This window comes from Acinetobacter sp. 479375 (assembly GCF_000581715.1).
Taxonomy (GTDB): domain Bacteria; phylum Pseudomonadota; class Gammaproteobacteria; order Pseudomonadales; family Moraxellaceae; genus Acinetobacter; species Acinetobacter ursingii.
The window spans coordinates 103,607-119,384 of record NZ_JEZN01000007.1 but is presented as its reverse complement, the minus strand read 5'-3'; the positions used below and the strand labels follow the sequence as shown (position 1 = coordinate 119,384).

Below are 15,778 nucleotides of genomic sequence, written 5' to 3'. Positions count from 1 at the left end.
GATACCTATGGTATCCTTTCTTTATTATTGGTTTAAAGATAGAAGGCGAATCGCTCCCGTGTCTTTTGCATCTGACTCCGTGGGTTTGGTCACTCCACAAAAGTTTCAATTTGAACACCCTCTACATTTAGAATGTGGCCGCAGCTTACCGCGTTTCGAACTGATGGTTGAAACCTATGGTACTTTAAATGCAGATCAATCTAACGCGATTTTGATTTGTCATGCGCTTTCTGGGCATCATCATGCGGCGGGTTATCATCACGAAGATGACAAAAAATCAGGATGGTGGGATGCCTGTATTGGCCCAGGCAAAGCGATTGATACCAATCATTTTTTTGTGGTTGCACTGAATAATATTGGCGGATGTAATGGCTCGACTGGCCCAACTTCGCCCAATCCTGAAAATGAAAACCGTCCTTACGGCCCAGATTTTCCTTTGGTCACCGTGCGTGACTGGGTCAAAACCCAAACTATGCTTTCAGATCGATTGGGCATTGATGTTTGGTATGCGGTGATTGGTGGGTCATTGGGCGGCATGCAGGCCTTACAATGGTCAGTGGACTATCCTGATCGTTTAAAAAATTGTGTGATTATTGCCAGTGCACCTAAACTTTCAGCACAGAATATCGCGTTTAACGAAGTCGCGCGCCAATCCATCCTGTCTGATCCTGATTTTTATCATGGTCGTTATCTGGAAAATGATAGCTATCCAAAACGCGGATTGATTTTGGCGCGGATGGTGGGTCACATCACCTATTTATCTGAAGAAGCGATGAAACAAAAATTTGGTCGTGATTTAAAATCGGGCAAATTTATGTATGGCTTTGATGTCGAATTTCAGGTGGAAAGCTATCTGCGCTATCAAGGCGAACAATTTAGCCGAAATTTTGATGCCAATACCTATTTGATTATGACCAAGGCGTTGGATTATTTTGATCCATCACGTGAGTATGAGCAGTCATTGACTAAAGCAATGGCGCAAACTCAATGTCGTTTCCTCGTGATTTCCTTTACTACGGACTGGCGTTTTGCCCCAGAACGCTCTCAGGAAATTGTCGATGCACTTATTACCAATCATAAACCTGTGACTTATCTGGATATCGATGCTGAACAAGGGCATGATTCATTTTTATTTCCTATTCCACTCTATGTAAAAACGCTACGGGCTTTTTTAGGCGGTGAAGCGCTTTTAAAATCTACCCCACACGTGGAGGCGATCTGATGCGTATCGACCAACAACTTGCGGAAAAGTGGATTAAACCGGGTTCCAGTGTGCTGGATTTAGGCTGTGGCGATGGTGAATTATTGGCTCATATGAGCAAAAAACACCAAATTCATGCTTATGGGCTAGAAATTGATCAAGAAAAGATTGCAATTGCGGTCAGTCGCGGGTTAAATATTATTCAGCAAGACTTGAATCTTGGCTTGAGCCGTTTTGCCGACCAGTCTTTTGACAATGTCGTCATGGCGCAAGCTTTGCAGGCTGTAGATGCACCAGACGTTTTATTACGTGACATGGTGCGAGTGGGCAAACAAGCCATCATTACTTTTCCAAACTTTGCGCACTGGAAGACGCGCTCGTTTTTGGCTTTGAAAGGAATGATGCCTGTTTCAGATGCATTACCTTATATGTGGTATAACACGCCCAATATTCATTTATGTACTTTCCGAGATTTTGAAGCACTTTGTGCAGAAAATCAGATTCGGATTATTAATCGACTTGCCGTCAATGGGAATCAGCAAGGGAGCTTTTTAAGTAAGCATGTCCCTAATTTGTTTGGTGAAGTCGCAATATATCGAGTGAGCGCTCTATGAAAAAAACATTATTCAGCACACTAGTAGTTGGACTTTTAAGTATTCACGCACATGCTGATTACGTTGCCCAACCACAATCTATTGCAGCACAAGCTGCACATTATTCTACAATGGGGATTACCGATCTGATGAAAGCTGCTAAAGCGGGTCAGGCGGGTGCACAATTTTATTTAGGTTCGCATTACCAATACGGTAAAGATGTAGCCAAAGATGATAAACAAGCTTTTACATGGTTTAAAGCAGCAGCAGATCAGGGATTATCCCCTGCTCAGCTCAATGTCGGCCGTATGTATGCAGATGGCGTTGGCGTTGCTAAAAATGAAGCGATGGCGCGTAAATACTTTGAAAAAGCAGCCAGTAATGGTGACAACCGTGCTAGTTATAATCTCGCCATGATGGAAGAGCAAAAGAAAAACTATCAGGGCGCCTATCAATGGTACGAGTTATCGACTCGTGATGGCATGTTAGATAATAAAGTGATTAACATGTCACAAAGCAAAAAAACGGCGTTGGCTGCCAATTTAACCCAAGATCAGATTCGTCAAGCGGTTGATCGTGCGGACAAATGGATTCAGGCGCAGTAAGTTCTTCAAATTTTAAAGCACCTTCGGGTGCTTTTTGTTTTTTAATTTTCTCTTTTATTTAGGTTTTGATTATGTCTGCACCGCATTGGCTCTCTCAAGGTACTTTAGTTTTAGCCAGTAACAACAAAGGTAAAATTACCGAGTTTGAAAAACTATTTGCAGAGCTGAAACTTCCTGTTGATGTTATTCCTCAAGGGCAACTGGACATTCCAGATGCGATTGAAGATGGACTGAGCTTCATTGAAAATGCCATTATTAAAGCACGACATGCGTCTAAAATTTCAGGAAAACCTGCCATTGCAGATGATTCTGGCATCTGTGTTCCTGTATTAGACGGCGCACCGGGTATCTATTCAGCACGTTATGCGGGTAATCATGGCAATGATAGCGCCAATAATGAAAAACTTTTAAATGACTTAAAACCATTTCGTCAAAATGGGCAAGTGATTGAAGGAATGTTTGTCTGTGTATTGGCTTTGGTTGAACATGCAGAAGATCCACTTCCACAAATCTTTCAGGGTTTCTGGCATGGCGAAATTTTAGAAGCAGCGCGTGGTGAACATGGCTTCGGTTACGACCCATTATTTTGGTTGCCAGAACTTGGCATCAGCAGTGCGGAAATGAGTAAGGAAGAAAAAAATAAAATCAGCCATCGTGGGCAGGCAATGCAACGTTTTCGTGAGAGTTTGGCTCACGTATAAAGAACCCTCTCAACAAGAAACATACACATAGATTTGAATATAAAATAGAGATGCACGACCGTGACGGCGGCATGGATGCCGCCCGTTTGGCTGTGGTATCAAGGACGTACCATCAGCCAAACAAAGGATTTTTGTTACTTTTCATCCTTGAAAAGTAAAGAATGAGAAAACTACACATCACTTATTTACTATTAAAATACATTGAAAAACATATACTTACAATAATTTATATTGTAAATATATTTTGATTTAAAACATTGCGAACGACGTTTACACGTAGAATATTTATTCTGGATATTTATAGATTTAAAAATAAAAATGCAGCAACATTCCATAAACTGCAATCACCACACAACTCACAATCGTACCCGACGCAATATACTTCGCTGAAACTCCAGTCCCCTGATAATGCGTTTCAAGCGCCACAATATTTGCCGCAGGCGGTAAACAGAACAATAAAAACATGACACCGATATATTGCTGAACATGTGGAATCGGTAGATAAAAATAAGCAATACTACACAATGCTATACCACAAATGATTTTAAGCGCTAAAATCATGCTACTTCGTTTTAAATCATCTACATTGACTTTGGTTCGTCGTAACCACATGCCCAATACACACATTCCTGCAAAGGTCATTCCGATCTTACTGGCACTATAAACGTGATCAACCCAATAGGTTTCTTGGATATTTTGCAGCTCCATCAACCTAAATAATCCAGCTAAAACCAAAGCCACAAAAGGTGGAGATTGCATCACTTTTTTTACAATGACCGATTTTTCTTGCGGCTCCGAAGACACCGCAGTGACAGCCCAAATATTGCCAAAAATAGACCCGCCAATATATAAAGCCACCATCGCAGAACTGATTTGAGTACCAAATAAAGCAATCGCGAATGGAAAACCCAGCCACGCCATATTGACATAGCTAAAGCATAATGCGCCTAAACGATCTTTAAAGCATTGCATAAACAACGCATATAACAAAACTGCGGAGACGAAACTAAAGAGCATCAGACTTAAACTACCCGTCTGATAAAACACCATATTGTAAATAATCACAATCGGAATAAAGACACGGGCCAATAAAGTCGCAAATGCAGGTTTGAGACCAACAGCGAATCGCGTTTGAGCCAGTATCCATCCAACAACAAAGGCGATCAGTGGGAGAATAAGATTCACAACATGCTCTAAAATAAGGTTTCAATCATCACGTGGAATACTAGCATTTTTCTAAAGCTAAAATTGAATTGTCTTAAAAATGAAATATTTCTGTCACTGCACTGTCACTACAGACTGTTGAAATATCCACAAACTTTTGGAGGATACAAAAATGGCAGGCTTATCGATTTGGCATGTAGTGATTTTCTTGATTGTCGTGGTGCTTTTATTTGGTACCTCAAAACTTAAAAATTTGGGTAAAGATGTGGGTGGTGCAGTCAAAGACTTTAAAAAGTCAATTCGTGAAGACGAAGAAAAGTCTGCGCTTAATCAACCTAAAACGATCGATGCAGATGTGAAAAATTCTGAACCTGTATCATCTGTAAAAGGCTAAGGAACGTCCCTCATGTTGAATATTGGAATGACCGAAATTCTGTGTTTTGCAGTCATCGCCATACTGGTTTTGGGCCCTGACAAGCTGCCTGAAGCGGCACGTTTTGCAGGACGCTGGTATGCCAGAATTAAACGTCATATCAGCAATATTCAAAATGAAATTGACCGTGAACTCAAAATTTCTGAATTCCGTAAAGAAATGCAGGATGAGTTAAATCGAATTGAAGCACTCGAACGCAAAGTACAATCTCAACTGGAAGAAATAGAAAAGAGAAAACTTTCCGAATTAGAACAAACGCCTCAAAATCATCAGGAACAACAAAAAATTGTTCGAGTGTATTCATTTATTTCAACCGCAAGCTATGTTCCCTTTAAAAACTGGCAGCAAAAAGAAAAGACGGTTGATGGTCTACACACCACATTGCAACCGACCGCCCCTATTGAACTGAAGATTGCCGTATGAACCAGCTACCCTTAAATACGCTCAATACCGCAGCCGAAACACTTGAACAAATGCCATTGACCAATCATTTGGTGGTATTACGCAAGCATTTATTTAGAATCGTGGGAGTAACACTGTTTTTATTTTTTTGCTTACTTCCGTTTCGTAATTATACCTATCAATGGCTATCTGAACCTTTGCGCATGCAGTTGCCTGCATCATCCTCTATGATTGCAACGGATGTTACTGCCACATTTATGGCTCCATTTAAGCTGAATTTATTTGTAGCGATAGTTCTCGCTATGCCGTTTATTTTGTATCAACTCTGGTTATTCATTAAACCTGCACTGTACGCCAGAGAGCGATATTTGGCATTGCCTTTACTTGTAGGCAGCATCGTTTTATTTTTTGCAGGCATTGCTTTTGCTTATTTCATTACCCTGCCTGCTATCTTGCATTTTTTCATTAGTGTTTCACCTGAAACAGTCGCACCAATGACCGATATCAATAGTTATCTTGAGTTCTGTCTTAAATTATTTCTGGTATTTGGTTTTACTTTTGAAATTCCTATTGTGACTTTACTCCTCATTTTGATTGGTGTGGTGAGCACTCAAAGCCTCGCTGAAAAACGACGTTTTATTATTGTAGGTTGTTTCTTCATTTCCATGTTTATTACTCCACCAGATGCTATTTCGATGGTGATGCTCGCTGTCCCGATGTGGCTATTATTTGAGATGGGATTGTTTTTTGGGAAACTACTAGAAAAACCAGCACATTAAAACTTTAAAATTAAAAACAACAACATCTTTTAAAGCTTGAATATTCAATATATTCAGGCTTTATTTTTATAAAATTAATTATTTGATTTTACAAAATATATTGTCTTTAAATTGACTTAAAACCGTAAAAAAAATGTCATCTAAGTTGCCTAGAATCAATGCCACAAATATACCCACAAACGTTATGGATTTATTATGACATCGGCAAGCAATCATCCTACCCGTCGTGATTTACTAAAATGGTTCAGCGGAATTCCTTTTTTACCATTGGGGGCAATGGCAACTGCGGCAACATTAGCGGGCTGCAATGACAGTGATAATGACAGCTCCACAACACCAGTTAAACCTGCTAATTTTAAAAATGCAACATTTACCCCAATGACAGCACCGACATTGGCTGATCCAGCAGCAATGGCAACCACGTCTGTCGGTTCAAAATTAAGTATCTCTTGGGATGATGGCTCAAAAACAGACTATCAACTTGGATACAGCTCATTTTTTAAAACAGGTGAAAGCGTTCCTGCTTTAAATGGCGGTACGATCGTTGCTGGTGGTTATTTTGATGTCAATGGTAACCCAATCAAAGATACGTCTGTTGCAGGTTCAGAGCGCCAATTTTTCTCTGACTGTCCAGATGGCTCATCTTTGATCCAAATTGAAGGCGCTTCTGTTGCAGGTGTTACCAATCCTGTGTTCCATGTAGTTCAATTTGAATACACGACTAAAAATTTGGCAGGAACCAGCATGTATGGTCAACTGCCATCACCTATAGCTATTTTGACGCTTGATCAAGATCAAAAAACAGGCCATTTAACGCTTAAAAAATATTTTAACGTGGATATGTCCAAAGTTCATGGCTTATGGATTACCTGTGGTGCGAGTCTTTCTCCGTGGAATACCCACCTTTCTAGCGAAGAATATGAACCAGATGCATTTAAACAAGGGATTGGTGGCCCAAGTGCGGATGGTATTGGGACATACTATTTTGGCGATGCCACAAAAGCAAACCCTTATAACTATGGGCATTTACCAGAAATTGTGGTGAATAAAGACGGTTCAGGTACAGCAAAAAAACATTTCTGTTTAGGCCGTATTTCACATGAATTGATTCAAGTGATGCCAGATAATCGTACTGCGATTATGGGCGATGACTATACCAATGGCGGTTTCTTTATGTTCGTGGCAGATAAAGAAAAAGATTTATCTGCGGGAACACTCTATGTCGCCAAATATCTGGATGTATTAACCGAATCAACAACAGCGCGTATTCAATGGATTAAACTGGGATCAACCAACAGTAAAACAATTGAAGATTTGGTCAACGTTCGTGGTATTAAACCTGAAAACATTATGGAAAGTTTAACCACTGATCCAAATGATGCAAGTTATACCCCGATTGTTCTCGCCAAGAAAAAACTTTGGGTCAAACTCAAAGCTGCCAACAATGGCTTTACGGATGCAGAAATTCAACTTGCTGCGGCTTTCCTTGAAACACATCGTTATGCTGCACTCAAAGGCGCAAGTATGGCCTTTACTAAAATGGAAGGCACCACAGTCAATATCAAAGACAAAGTTGGCTATTCTGCACTGGCCAACATTCAAGACTCTATGGTGAAAGGAGCTTCTGGATGGGTTGAAAGCAATAACGTATCCTTTAGCAAAACCATCAAAGCGGGCGGTGTATTGGCGCATGATCTCGCATCTGGTCAAGTCGATAGTACTGGCGCAGTCATCAATAGTAGCTGGGCAGCAAAACAAAGCCATATGCTGATTATGGGTGTTGATACCAGCATGGATAATCTAGGTAATACAGCCGATCCAAACAATATCGCAAGCCCAGATAACCTCAAATATTCAGAAACATTGCGTACGCTGTTTATTGGTGAAGACAGTGGTAATCACCTTAATAACTTCTTATGGGCATATAATGTCGATACTAAACAGTTGATTCGATTACTTTCAGCACCTGCTGGCGCAGAATCAACAGGTTTACATGCAGTTGATAACGTCAATGGCTGGACATATATCATGAGTAATTTCCAGCATGCGGGCGATGAATGGGATCGTTTCTATAAAGTAGATAGCAAAACAGGCGTACGTACTGGTTTAAGTGAAAATGACCAAAAAGTGCTGACTGATGCCATCAATAAAAACTATAACAATGGCTTTGCTGCATCAGTGGGTTACATTACCGCAGATCCAATCGCACCATCTGTTGTTAAAAAATAATTTCAGTGATTTCAAACAAAGCTGACTTCGGTCAGCTTTGTTGGTTTAAGGGAATATTCAAATCTATGATTTGATCTTTTAATTCACCAGCTTGAGTTTTTTCCAGCCAATTCCATTGTTGATTTCTCATGTTTAAAAAATTAGAACAACGTGTGCCGTATATAGGGCTTTGAATAAATGTAGATGATAAAAGTTGTTCCATTTCAGGGCTTATTCCAGTTGCGGGTAAAAGCTCAGGAATCACTTGACGTTCATCCTCTAAAATATCCCACGCTGCATTTTCAATATCATCTTGATTCGCATTGTCTTGCAACATCGGTAAAAACTCTTGCGTAAACCGTTTACGCAGATGCGCTGTTTTTTCCCAATGCTCTGACATTAAACCATTAGAAACCACATACACACCTTTGGCTAATACTTGCGGGGCTTCCCCGCGATTACTCATATAAACCGCCTGAGCTTGATCTCCCATAAATAAATTAAAACCTGCATATTGATGCTGTTTTTGCTCAAGCTGTTGGGCAAAACGTATCGGCGTTAAATCAGACAACAAGAAATCTTCGACCAATGCACCTCTCGATGTGTCATACGTTTTTTTATCCTGACCATCACGAAAATTTGTGACAACCGCCCAACGCCCTGAAGCAGTCACGCCCATCCACGTACCACCTGACTGTAAGTCCTGACCCGCTACAATCGGAAGATTTGACCATTGGTAAAGCTGTGTGGTGGGGCGTGCATAAAACTCATCCCGATTTGATAATAAGCAGATCGGTGTTTGTTCTAAAACTTGCCAAGCCAATGCGACAATACACATGATTTTTTTCTCGTCATCTTTTACACATTGAATGTACAACATTTTTCTTTTATTCCGTTAGAATCTCACGAAGATAAAAAATCAAGGAATAGGAATGCTGACCTACCCGAATATTGACCCTGTTGCACTGTCGCTCGGGCCATTAAAAGTCCATTGGTATGGGCTGATGTATCTCTTGGCTTTTTTATGCGCTTGGGGACTTGCTTCTTATCGTGCTAAACAACGTGATGGTTGGACAGCCGACATGGTTTCCGACCTTGTGTTCTACGGAGCGCTTGGTGTGGTACTGGGTGGGCGTATTGGCTATGTCCTGTTTTATGAGTTTGACAAGTTCCTGGCGAACCCAATCTGGCTATTTCAGGTCTGGACGGGCGGCATGAGTTTTCACGGGGGGTTTATCGGAGTCATGCTGGCCATGATTCTCTGGTGCCGCAAATACCAAAAAACATGGTTTGAAACACTGGACTTTATTGCGCCCTGTGTTCCGACAGGCTTGATGTTCGGTCGTATTGGTAATTTTATCGGTGGCGAATTATATGGTCGTGCCGTTCAGGATCCGAATTATCCATTTGGCATGATTTTCCCAACAGATCCCTTGCATCTGGTCCGTCATCCATCGCAAATTTATCAAGCCATCTGTGAAGGTCTGATTCTATTTTTAGTGCTGTGGTGGTTTAGCAGTAAACCGCGTCCACGCATGGCTGTTTCTGCGTTGTTCCTGATTGGCTATGGCATCGCTCGTTTTAGCATGGAGTTCTTCCGTGAGCCCGATGCTGATCAAGGCTTCATTTTATTGGGCTGGATGACCAAAGGTCAGATTTTAACTGTTCCGATGATTTTGATTGGCCTCTGGATGCTTTGGTACGCTTATCAACGTAAAATTTATGATTGGGGTCCTTTAAAAAATCGTTCAACCTGATTTGTAAAGTCATCTTTATTTTCGGTTTGGTTGGGAATCAAACCGAAAATTCAAAAAATTTTCATCAAGACAGCGAAACGATACAAAATTATTTAAACAATTTTAAATCTAAGTTGATCACTCTTACTTATAAAATAATGTTAATTTTCCAATGCATAAAATAAAAAACATCATCAATCCCACCAATCAAAACCACCTCTTTATATTGATTCGACCTTCCAACGATAGATTTGTATGTTACATTTTCAGGGTTTCCATTCTGATCCAATCAATATGCTTGAATTCTGGTTTAGTTCTGATATTTCGCGTTCGAAAAAATTTTTGATTTTGATCATTACGCTACTGATTGCACTTGGCTTATATCGTTATCATCCATTGCCCTTAGACGTGATTTTAATGTTTGCTGGAACGGGTATCATTTTTTTAATCTGTCGCTATTTAAAACAACATTTTGCTCAAAACAATCCAACTGGCTTGCTTTATCGTTTATTGACATGGATTCCAATCGCCCTGTTATTGACTCTGCTTTTTATGAAAACCATGAATAATTTGATGTGGTGGGGTATTCAGGGCATTGCTTTTATGGCACTTGCAGTCTTTGTCTTTTCCCCACAGTTTTTACTTAAAGCGCCACCGATCAACTCATCGAAAGATCATTAACATGTTAGATTTTTGGTATTCTGAGCGTTGTACCCGTGGTATCAAACTGGGGATTTGTATTGCCACGTGTGTCATCATTTACCTCAGTTCCACCATTGAAAAATTACCAGCGCTTTTTGTTGTCATGAGTTTGTTACTTGGAATGATCCATCATTTTTTACAGCAAAAAATAAGTCGTATTCAAGCTGATAACCCCTATGCAGAAGGGTTTTCAATCATTGGTTTTGTACTTCCCATTATTGCGCTTATCACCCTGATTGCTTTTTTGCCTCAGTCACATCAATGGATCTTAGCCATACAGGTCATCGGCTTCAGTGCTTTAGGTTTATTTATTGTTTCGATTTATCAAAATCGCGCACCACGTTAAAACGTGATGAGATCTGCTGTGCTGTTCATTCTGCGTAAAAGCAGTTAAGATTTAGCATCGATTTTTTAATATTTGATCGGTAATGAACCGACTAATATCCATCCAGATTAGAGAGCATCATGCGCGCGTATTTAGATCTTTTACAACATATCCTCGACAATGGCGGTGACAAAGGTGACCGTACAGGAACAGGAACACGTTCAGTATTCGGTCATCAAATGCGTTTTGATTTATCTAAAGGTTTCCCTTTACTCACCACCAAGAAAGTCCATTTCCGTTCGATTGTGATTGAACTCTTGTGGTTTTTAAAAGGCGATACCAACGTCCAATATCTCAAAGACAATAAAGTCAGCATTTGGGATGAGTGGTCGACCGCTGAACAAACGGCTCGTTTCGGTCGCCCTGAAGGTGAGCTTGGTCCAGTGTATGGTCATCAATGGCGTAACTTTGGCGCAACTAAAAAAGCAGATGGGAGCTACAACTCTGATGGATTTGATCAAATCAAATGGCTCATCAATGAAATTAAAACCAATCCAAATTCTCGTCGTCTGATTGTATCTGGTTGGAACCCAAATGAAGCGGGACAGGTTGCATTACCCCCCTGCCATACTTTGTTCCAGTTTTTTGTTCAAGATGGCAAACTTTCCTGTCAGCTTTACCAACGTAGCGCCGATGTATTTTTAGGCGTGCCGTTTAACATTGCCAGTTATGCTTTGCTCACCCATATGATTGCGCAAGTCTGTGGATTAGGCGTTGGTGATTTTGTCTGGACAGGTGGTGATACTCATCTCTATGCCAATCATTTTGAACAAGCACAGTTGCAACTTACTCGTGAACCACTGGCGTTATGTCAATTAAAATTAAATCCAGACATTCATGATCTTTTTGATTTTAAATTTGAAGATATCGAGATTGTAGATTATCAATCGCATCCTGCAATTAAAGCCCCTGTCGCAGTATAAGGTTAAGGAATTTCACAATGGCTTTTCAAGACCTAGAAGTGGTCCATGTGGTCGCTATGGATCAGCAACAATGCATTGGTAAAGGCAATGCTCTGCCGTGGCATATTTCCGCTGACTTGAAACATTTTAAGGAAATTACACAAGGCGGTATCGTGATCATGGGTCGTAAAACCCTTGAATCGATGGGCCGTACCTTGCCCAATCGTGTCAATTGGGTAATTACCCGTGATCCTAGTTGGCACTTTGATGGAACCAAAGTAGCTCATAGCATCGAAGCGGCTTTAATCGGTGCAGCACAAGATGCAAAACTATCCAATCAAACCGCGCTATTTATTATAGGTGGCGGTGAAATTTTTAGTCAGACTCTTGAGATTGCTGATCGTCTGGAACTTACTCATGTTGAACTCGATGTACAGGGAGATGCGCATTACCCTGCCATTCCAGTCAGTTTTAACAAGATAGCCAGTGAACAACACACTGATGACAAAACTGGTATTGCTTTTGAATTCGCAACTTATCATAAATAGTACATAACAATAGAATTAGCGTAAACTTATGCAGCACATTGGAAAAAAAGAATTTTTAACCGCTCTAGGCAAAGGACTGATTCTGGCAGCCTTTGGATTATTTATTATTTTTTCCAGTATATGGGTATGCATGGCCATCTGGATTCAGCAACCCTTGGGCTGGCTTTTCAGTCGTGTGCTGATTGGCGTCTGGATCGTTTTTGCCTTAAGTATTTTAGGGATTTATGTCACTCAACATTTGATTAGCCGACGGGTCGATTTGGCGATTTATTTGGTGGCTTTTATTGCGGTACTGATCTGGTACTTTTCAATCCCAGCCTTACAAAATCGTGACTGGAATCCTGAAGTCGCTAAAATTTTATCCTATGAACGTACAGGGAATTTGGTCACCTTGCACAATATTCGTAATTTTGACTGGAAACCTGATGGAAGTTATACCGAACGCTGGGAAACCCGACATCTAAATCTGGATAAAATTAGTGGGGTTAATATTGTAACTTCTTACTGGATGGGTCCACAAATTGCCCATACTTTAGTCAGTTTTAATTTTAGTGATCAAGCCCCTCTGGTCTTTTCTATTGAAATTCGTAAGGAAAAGAACGAAAACTTTTCAGCAGTCGGCGGTTTTTTTAGACAGTTTGAACTGAGTCTGGTTGCAGCGGATGAAAAAGATATTATTTATACACGTAGTAATGTGCGTAAAGAGCAAGTCTATTTATTTCCAATCAAGATGACCAATACACAGGCTAAAGCGCTGTTTAATGAATATTTAAAAACAGTCGATGAACTTCAAAAAGAAGCACGCTGGTATAATACGCTGACCAGTAATTGCACCACACTGGTGTTTGATATGGTGCAAGCCATCAATCCAAATGAATTGCCGAAAGATTATCGTCTAATCGTGTCTGGTTATTTACCCAATTATCTTTATGATTTGAACGTGCTCAGTCATCACTATACGGTACCTGAGTGGTATCAAATGGCATATATCAATGCACGCGCAGCCGAGTACGAAACATTTAAATATAAAAGCAGTGCCAACTTTTCCGCGGCCATCCGTGAAGGCTTGCCACAGCCCAATTAACAGGCTCACTAAATTGTGAAGATAATGTGAGAGCACACTAAAAATTAACTACACAATTTCACGTTTTTTCACTGCGTTTTAAGTGTTTTTTTGCTCTTATATCTAGCAATTGCGTTAGTATATTAAGGGTTATTTTCATGCTCAAGCATTGGATAATTTCAACAGGTCTTATTTCTTGCCTAACCATCACAGGTTGTGCCGCTACCACTTCAGCGCCCACTGCATCTGTAGCCAAAGCAACACCCAGCGCCTCATCTCAATCTCAGCAACCTACGCTGTTATATCAGCAACACTGGGTCGCTACCGAAATTAATGGTTTTCAGGTGGAATCTTCTGAAAAAACACCCCAAATCCAGTTTGATTCAAGCTCTAAACGTTTTAGTGGTTCAGATGGCTGCAACCAGATTATGGGCAGTTTTAACACGGCAGATGACCATTTAAGCTTTGGTGAAATCGCAAGTACCAAAATGATGTGTCCAGATGCAAATAGTCTTACCGCCACTCAATATCAACAAGCATTGGCAAAAGTTACGAGTTATCGTGCCAGTTCACAACTACTGGTCTTATTTGATCAAAATGGACAAACTCTTATTGCCTTTAAAAAGGCAGATACATAAACGCATGATTCAGACCAATACATTTAATTTTATGAATAAATTGTGCTAACACTATAGTATTAAGTGATGAGCAATAAAGAAAGGGATCAGGATATGCAGCAAGCTTTATTTGGTGGAGGATGCTTTTGGTGTACCGAAGCGGTATTCTTGCAAATTCAGGGTGTCATTAAAGTCGTTAGCGGTTATGCAGGTGGAGACATTCCCAACCCTAGCTACGAAGCTGTGTGTACGGGGCAAACCCAGCATGCAGAAGTGATTTTAATTGACTTCGATGAACAACAGATTAGCTATACACAATTGCTTCATGTGTTTTTTGCCACACATGATCCAACTACACTGAATCGTCAAGGAAATGACGTCGGCACTCAATATCGCTCTGTTATTTATTATTTTGATGAAACCCAGAAACAGCAAGCTGAGCAATTTATTGCAGAGTTAAAACAGGAAGGTATCGATATCGTCACCGAACTCAGTCCTGTACCAACTTTCTATCCAGCAGAAGACTATCATCAAAACTTTTATGCTAAAAATCCGTCACAGGGCTATTGTAACTTTGCAATCCCGCCCAAACTGTCAAAGCTTAGAGGAAAGTTTCAAGATTTACTTAAAACTGAGTGAATAAAATTTTGAGATAAAAAAAGCAACTCACCTGAGTTGCTTTTTTACAGCAAGACTGAAAATCAGTTTTCGCTCACAAAGGCAATATCACTGAGTCCGGCTTCACTCGCACGTGACATAACTTGCGCCACCGTATCATAACGTGATTCTTTATCTGCACGTAATTGAACAGTTGGCTTTTGAGCGGATTGACCTGCTTCATTAAAACGTTTTTGTAGTTCATCCAGCGTAATGCTTTCTTGTCCCCAAGCGATATCACCATTAGCATTGATGCTAATCGTAATCGGTTTATCGGGAGGTGGCTGAATTTCAGCCGTTGTTTTTGGTAGCGTTAATGGCACTGATGGGTTGGCGACCGTCGCGGTGACAAGGAAAATGATCATCAATACCAACATAATGTCAATTAACGGAATGAGGTTCATCTCATTCATGCCACTGTCGTGGTCTTCACCCAATTGAAAAGCCATTAAACCTGACCTCCAACATAGCTTTGTGAAGTTGCTTTCACGTCTGCTTTTGCTTCTGTAGAGTCTTGTAATAACATGGTGTCGATCAACAAGCTATGTGCCTGATCCTGTAAATCATGCGCTAAACCACGATTAAAACGCACACAAATGTTGTAAGCCAGTACCGCTGGGATCGCAACAGCCAAACCCAAACCCGTCATAATCAATGCTTCACCGACTGGCGTGGCAACCTGAGCCAAACCTGCCTGACCACTTTTACCGACAGCAACCAGAGCATGGAAAATACCCCATACTGTACCAAACAAGCCGACGAAAGGTGCAATCGAAGCAATAGTACCCAAAACTGCCACACCTTTTTCTGCATTAGATTTTTCAGCAGAAATTTGACGTAGCAACGCTTGTTCCGCTACCGCCTTACGCTGATCAAATGGCAAATGTATAAATTTTGCTTTTAAGCTAGATAATGCTTTAGACAGTTGAGCATAAGCTTGTTGTTTTAATTGGCGGGTTCCCATCAAACGCAAGATGAAAATCGTCCAGGTTGCAATCGACATTGCCAAAAGCACAAAATACAGTGTTTTGCTGACTGCATCTGCATGTTGCCAATAAACTGAAAAGTTCATACTCGAACTC

At 40.6% G+C, this 15,778-nt stretch carries 20 protein-coding genes; 16 read left to right on the top strand and 4 right to left on the bottom strand.

The window, feature by feature from the left end; genetic code table 11:
* Positions 1-58: 58 nt before the first annotated feature.
* The 4 genes from metX to rdgB all read left to right on the top strand — a co-directional run bounded on the left by metX (position 59) and on the right by rdgB (position 3,100).
* A complete protein-coding gene (gene metX / locus J500_RS08250) occupies positions 59-1,222 on the top strand; it encodes a homoserine O-succinyltransferase MetX (protein ID WP_034699061.1) in 1,164 nt (387 codons plus the stop codon).
* Complete coding sequence (metW, locus tag J500_RS08245) at positions 1,222-1,815, top strand: methionine biosynthesis protein MetW (RefSeq protein WP_004991325.1); 594 nt, start codon at positions 1,222-1,224, stop codon at positions 1,813-1,815. Before metX ends, metW begins: the two co-directional genes overlap by 1 nt.
* Complete coding sequence (locus tag J500_RS08240) at positions 1,812-2,399, top strand: tetratricopeptide repeat protein (protein WP_004991327.1); 588 nt, start codon at positions 1,812-1,814, stop codon at positions 2,397-2,399. Before metW ends, J500_RS08240 begins: the two co-directional genes overlap by 4 nt.
* A gap of 71 nt (positions 2,400-2,470) precedes the next feature.
* A complete protein-coding gene (gene rdgB / locus J500_RS08235; RefSeq protein ID WP_004991329.1) occupies positions 2,471-3,100 on the top strand; it encodes an RdgB/HAM1 family non-canonical purine NTP pyrophosphatase in 630 nt (209 codons plus the stop codon).
* Between the two features lie 306 nt (positions 3,101-3,406).
* Here rdgB and J500_RS08230 read toward each other — a convergent pair whose 3' ends face one another.
* Positions 3,407-4,285: an AEC family transporter gene (locus tag J500_RS08230; protein ID WP_004991331.1), complete on the bottom strand. Its 879-nt coding sequence runs from the start codon at positions 4,283-4,285 to the stop codon at positions 3,407-3,409.
* A gap of 151 nt (positions 4,286-4,436) precedes the next feature.
* Here J500_RS08230 and tatA point away from each other — a divergent pair, with 151 nt between their 5' ends.
* From tatA to J500_RS08210, 4 genes are all read left to right on the top strand, one after another.
* Positions 4,437-4,658, top strand: coding sequence for a Sec-independent protein translocase subunit TatA (tatA, locus tag J500_RS08225; RefSeq protein WP_004991333.1), 222 nt, complete (start codon positions 4,437-4,439; stop codon positions 4,656-4,658).
* Positions 4,659-4,670: 12 nt separating this feature from the next.
* Entirely contained in the window at positions 4,671-5,120 is a 450-nt protein-coding gene (gene tatB / locus J500_RS08220) for a Sec-independent protein translocase protein TatB (protein WP_005001377.1), read from the top strand.
* A complete protein-coding gene (tatC, locus tag J500_RS08215) occupies positions 5,117-5,878 on the top strand; it encodes a twin-arginine translocase subunit TatC (RefSeq protein WP_034699056.1) in 762 nt (253 codons plus the stop codon). The genes tatB and tatC overlap by 4 nt, the downstream gene beginning before the upstream one ends.
* Positions 5,879-6,073: 195 nt before the next feature.
* Positions 6,074-8,107: a PhoX family protein gene (locus J500_RS08210; RefSeq protein ID WP_004993970.1), complete on the top strand. Its 2,034-nt coding sequence runs from the start codon at positions 6,074-6,076 to the stop codon at positions 8,105-8,107.
* Positions 8,108-8,138: 31 nt separating this feature from the next.
* Here J500_RS08210 and J500_RS08205 read toward each other — a convergent pair whose 3' ends face one another.
* A complete protein-coding gene (locus tag J500_RS08205; RefSeq protein ID WP_034699053.1) occupies positions 8,139-8,924 on the bottom strand; it encodes an NRDE family protein in 786 nt (261 codons plus the stop codon).
* 94 nt (positions 8,925-9,018) lie between these two features.
* Here J500_RS08205 and lgt point away from each other — a divergent pair, with 94 nt between their 5' ends.
* From lgt to msrA, 8 genes are all read left to right on the top strand, one after another.
* Positions 9,019-9,843, top strand: a complete 825-nt coding sequence (gene lgt, locus J500_RS08200; protein ID WP_004993972.1) for a prolipoprotein diacylglyceryl transferase — start codon at positions 9,019-9,021, stop codon at positions 9,841-9,843.
* A 273-nt stretch (positions 9,844-10,116) separates the two neighbouring features.
* On the top strand, positions 10,117-10,503 hold the full coding sequence (locus J500_RS08195; RefSeq protein ID WP_034699126.1) for a hypothetical protein: 387 nt from the start codon (positions 10,117-10,119) through the stop codon (positions 10,501-10,503).
* A 1-nt stretch (position 10,504) separates the two neighbouring features.
* Positions 10,505-10,870, top strand: coding sequence for a hypothetical protein (locus J500_RS08190; protein ID WP_004993974.1), 366 nt, complete (start codon positions 10,505-10,507; stop codon positions 10,868-10,870).
* Positions 10,871-10,989: 119 nt separating this feature from the next.
* Positions 10,990-11,832, top strand: coding sequence for a thymidylate synthase (gene thyA, locus J500_RS08185; RefSeq protein ID WP_004993975.1), 843 nt, complete (start codon positions 10,990-10,992; stop codon positions 11,830-11,832).
* A 17-nt stretch (positions 11,833-11,849) separates the two neighbouring features.
* Complete coding sequence (locus J500_RS08180) at positions 11,850-12,359, top strand: dihydrofolate reductase (RefSeq protein WP_004993976.1); 510 nt, start codon at positions 11,850-11,852, stop codon at positions 12,357-12,359.
* Between the two features lie 28 nt (positions 12,360-12,387).
* Positions 12,388-13,443 (top strand): DUF4105 domain-containing protein, encoded by a 1,056-nt coding sequence (locus J500_RS08175; protein WP_004993977.1) that lies wholly within the window; start codon positions 12,388-12,390, stop codon positions 13,441-13,443.
* Positions 13,444-13,580: 137 nt separating this feature from the next.
* Complete coding sequence (locus J500_RS08170) at positions 13,581-14,060, top strand: META domain-containing protein (RefSeq protein WP_004993979.1); 480 nt, start codon at positions 13,581-13,583, stop codon at positions 14,058-14,060.
* A 93-nt stretch (positions 14,061-14,153) separates the two neighbouring features.
* Positions 14,154-14,678 (top strand): peptide-methionine (S)-S-oxide reductase MsrA, encoded by a 525-nt coding sequence (gene msrA, locus J500_RS08165; protein ID WP_004993980.1) that lies wholly within the window; start codon positions 14,154-14,156, stop codon positions 14,676-14,678.
* A 62-nt stretch (positions 14,679-14,740) separates the two neighbouring features.
* Here msrA and J500_RS08160 read toward each other — a convergent pair whose 3' ends face one another.
* Entirely contained in the window at positions 14,741-15,145 is a 405-nt protein-coding gene (locus J500_RS08160; protein WP_004993982.1) for an ExbD/TolR family protein, read from the bottom strand.
* Positions 15,145-15,768, bottom strand: coding sequence for a MotA/TolQ/ExbB proton channel family protein (locus J500_RS08155; protein ID WP_004993983.1), 624 nt, complete (start codon positions 15,766-15,768; stop codon positions 15,145-15,147). Before J500_RS08155 ends, J500_RS08160 begins: the two co-directional genes overlap by 1 nt.
* Positions 15,769-15,778: the final 10 nt, after the last annotated feature.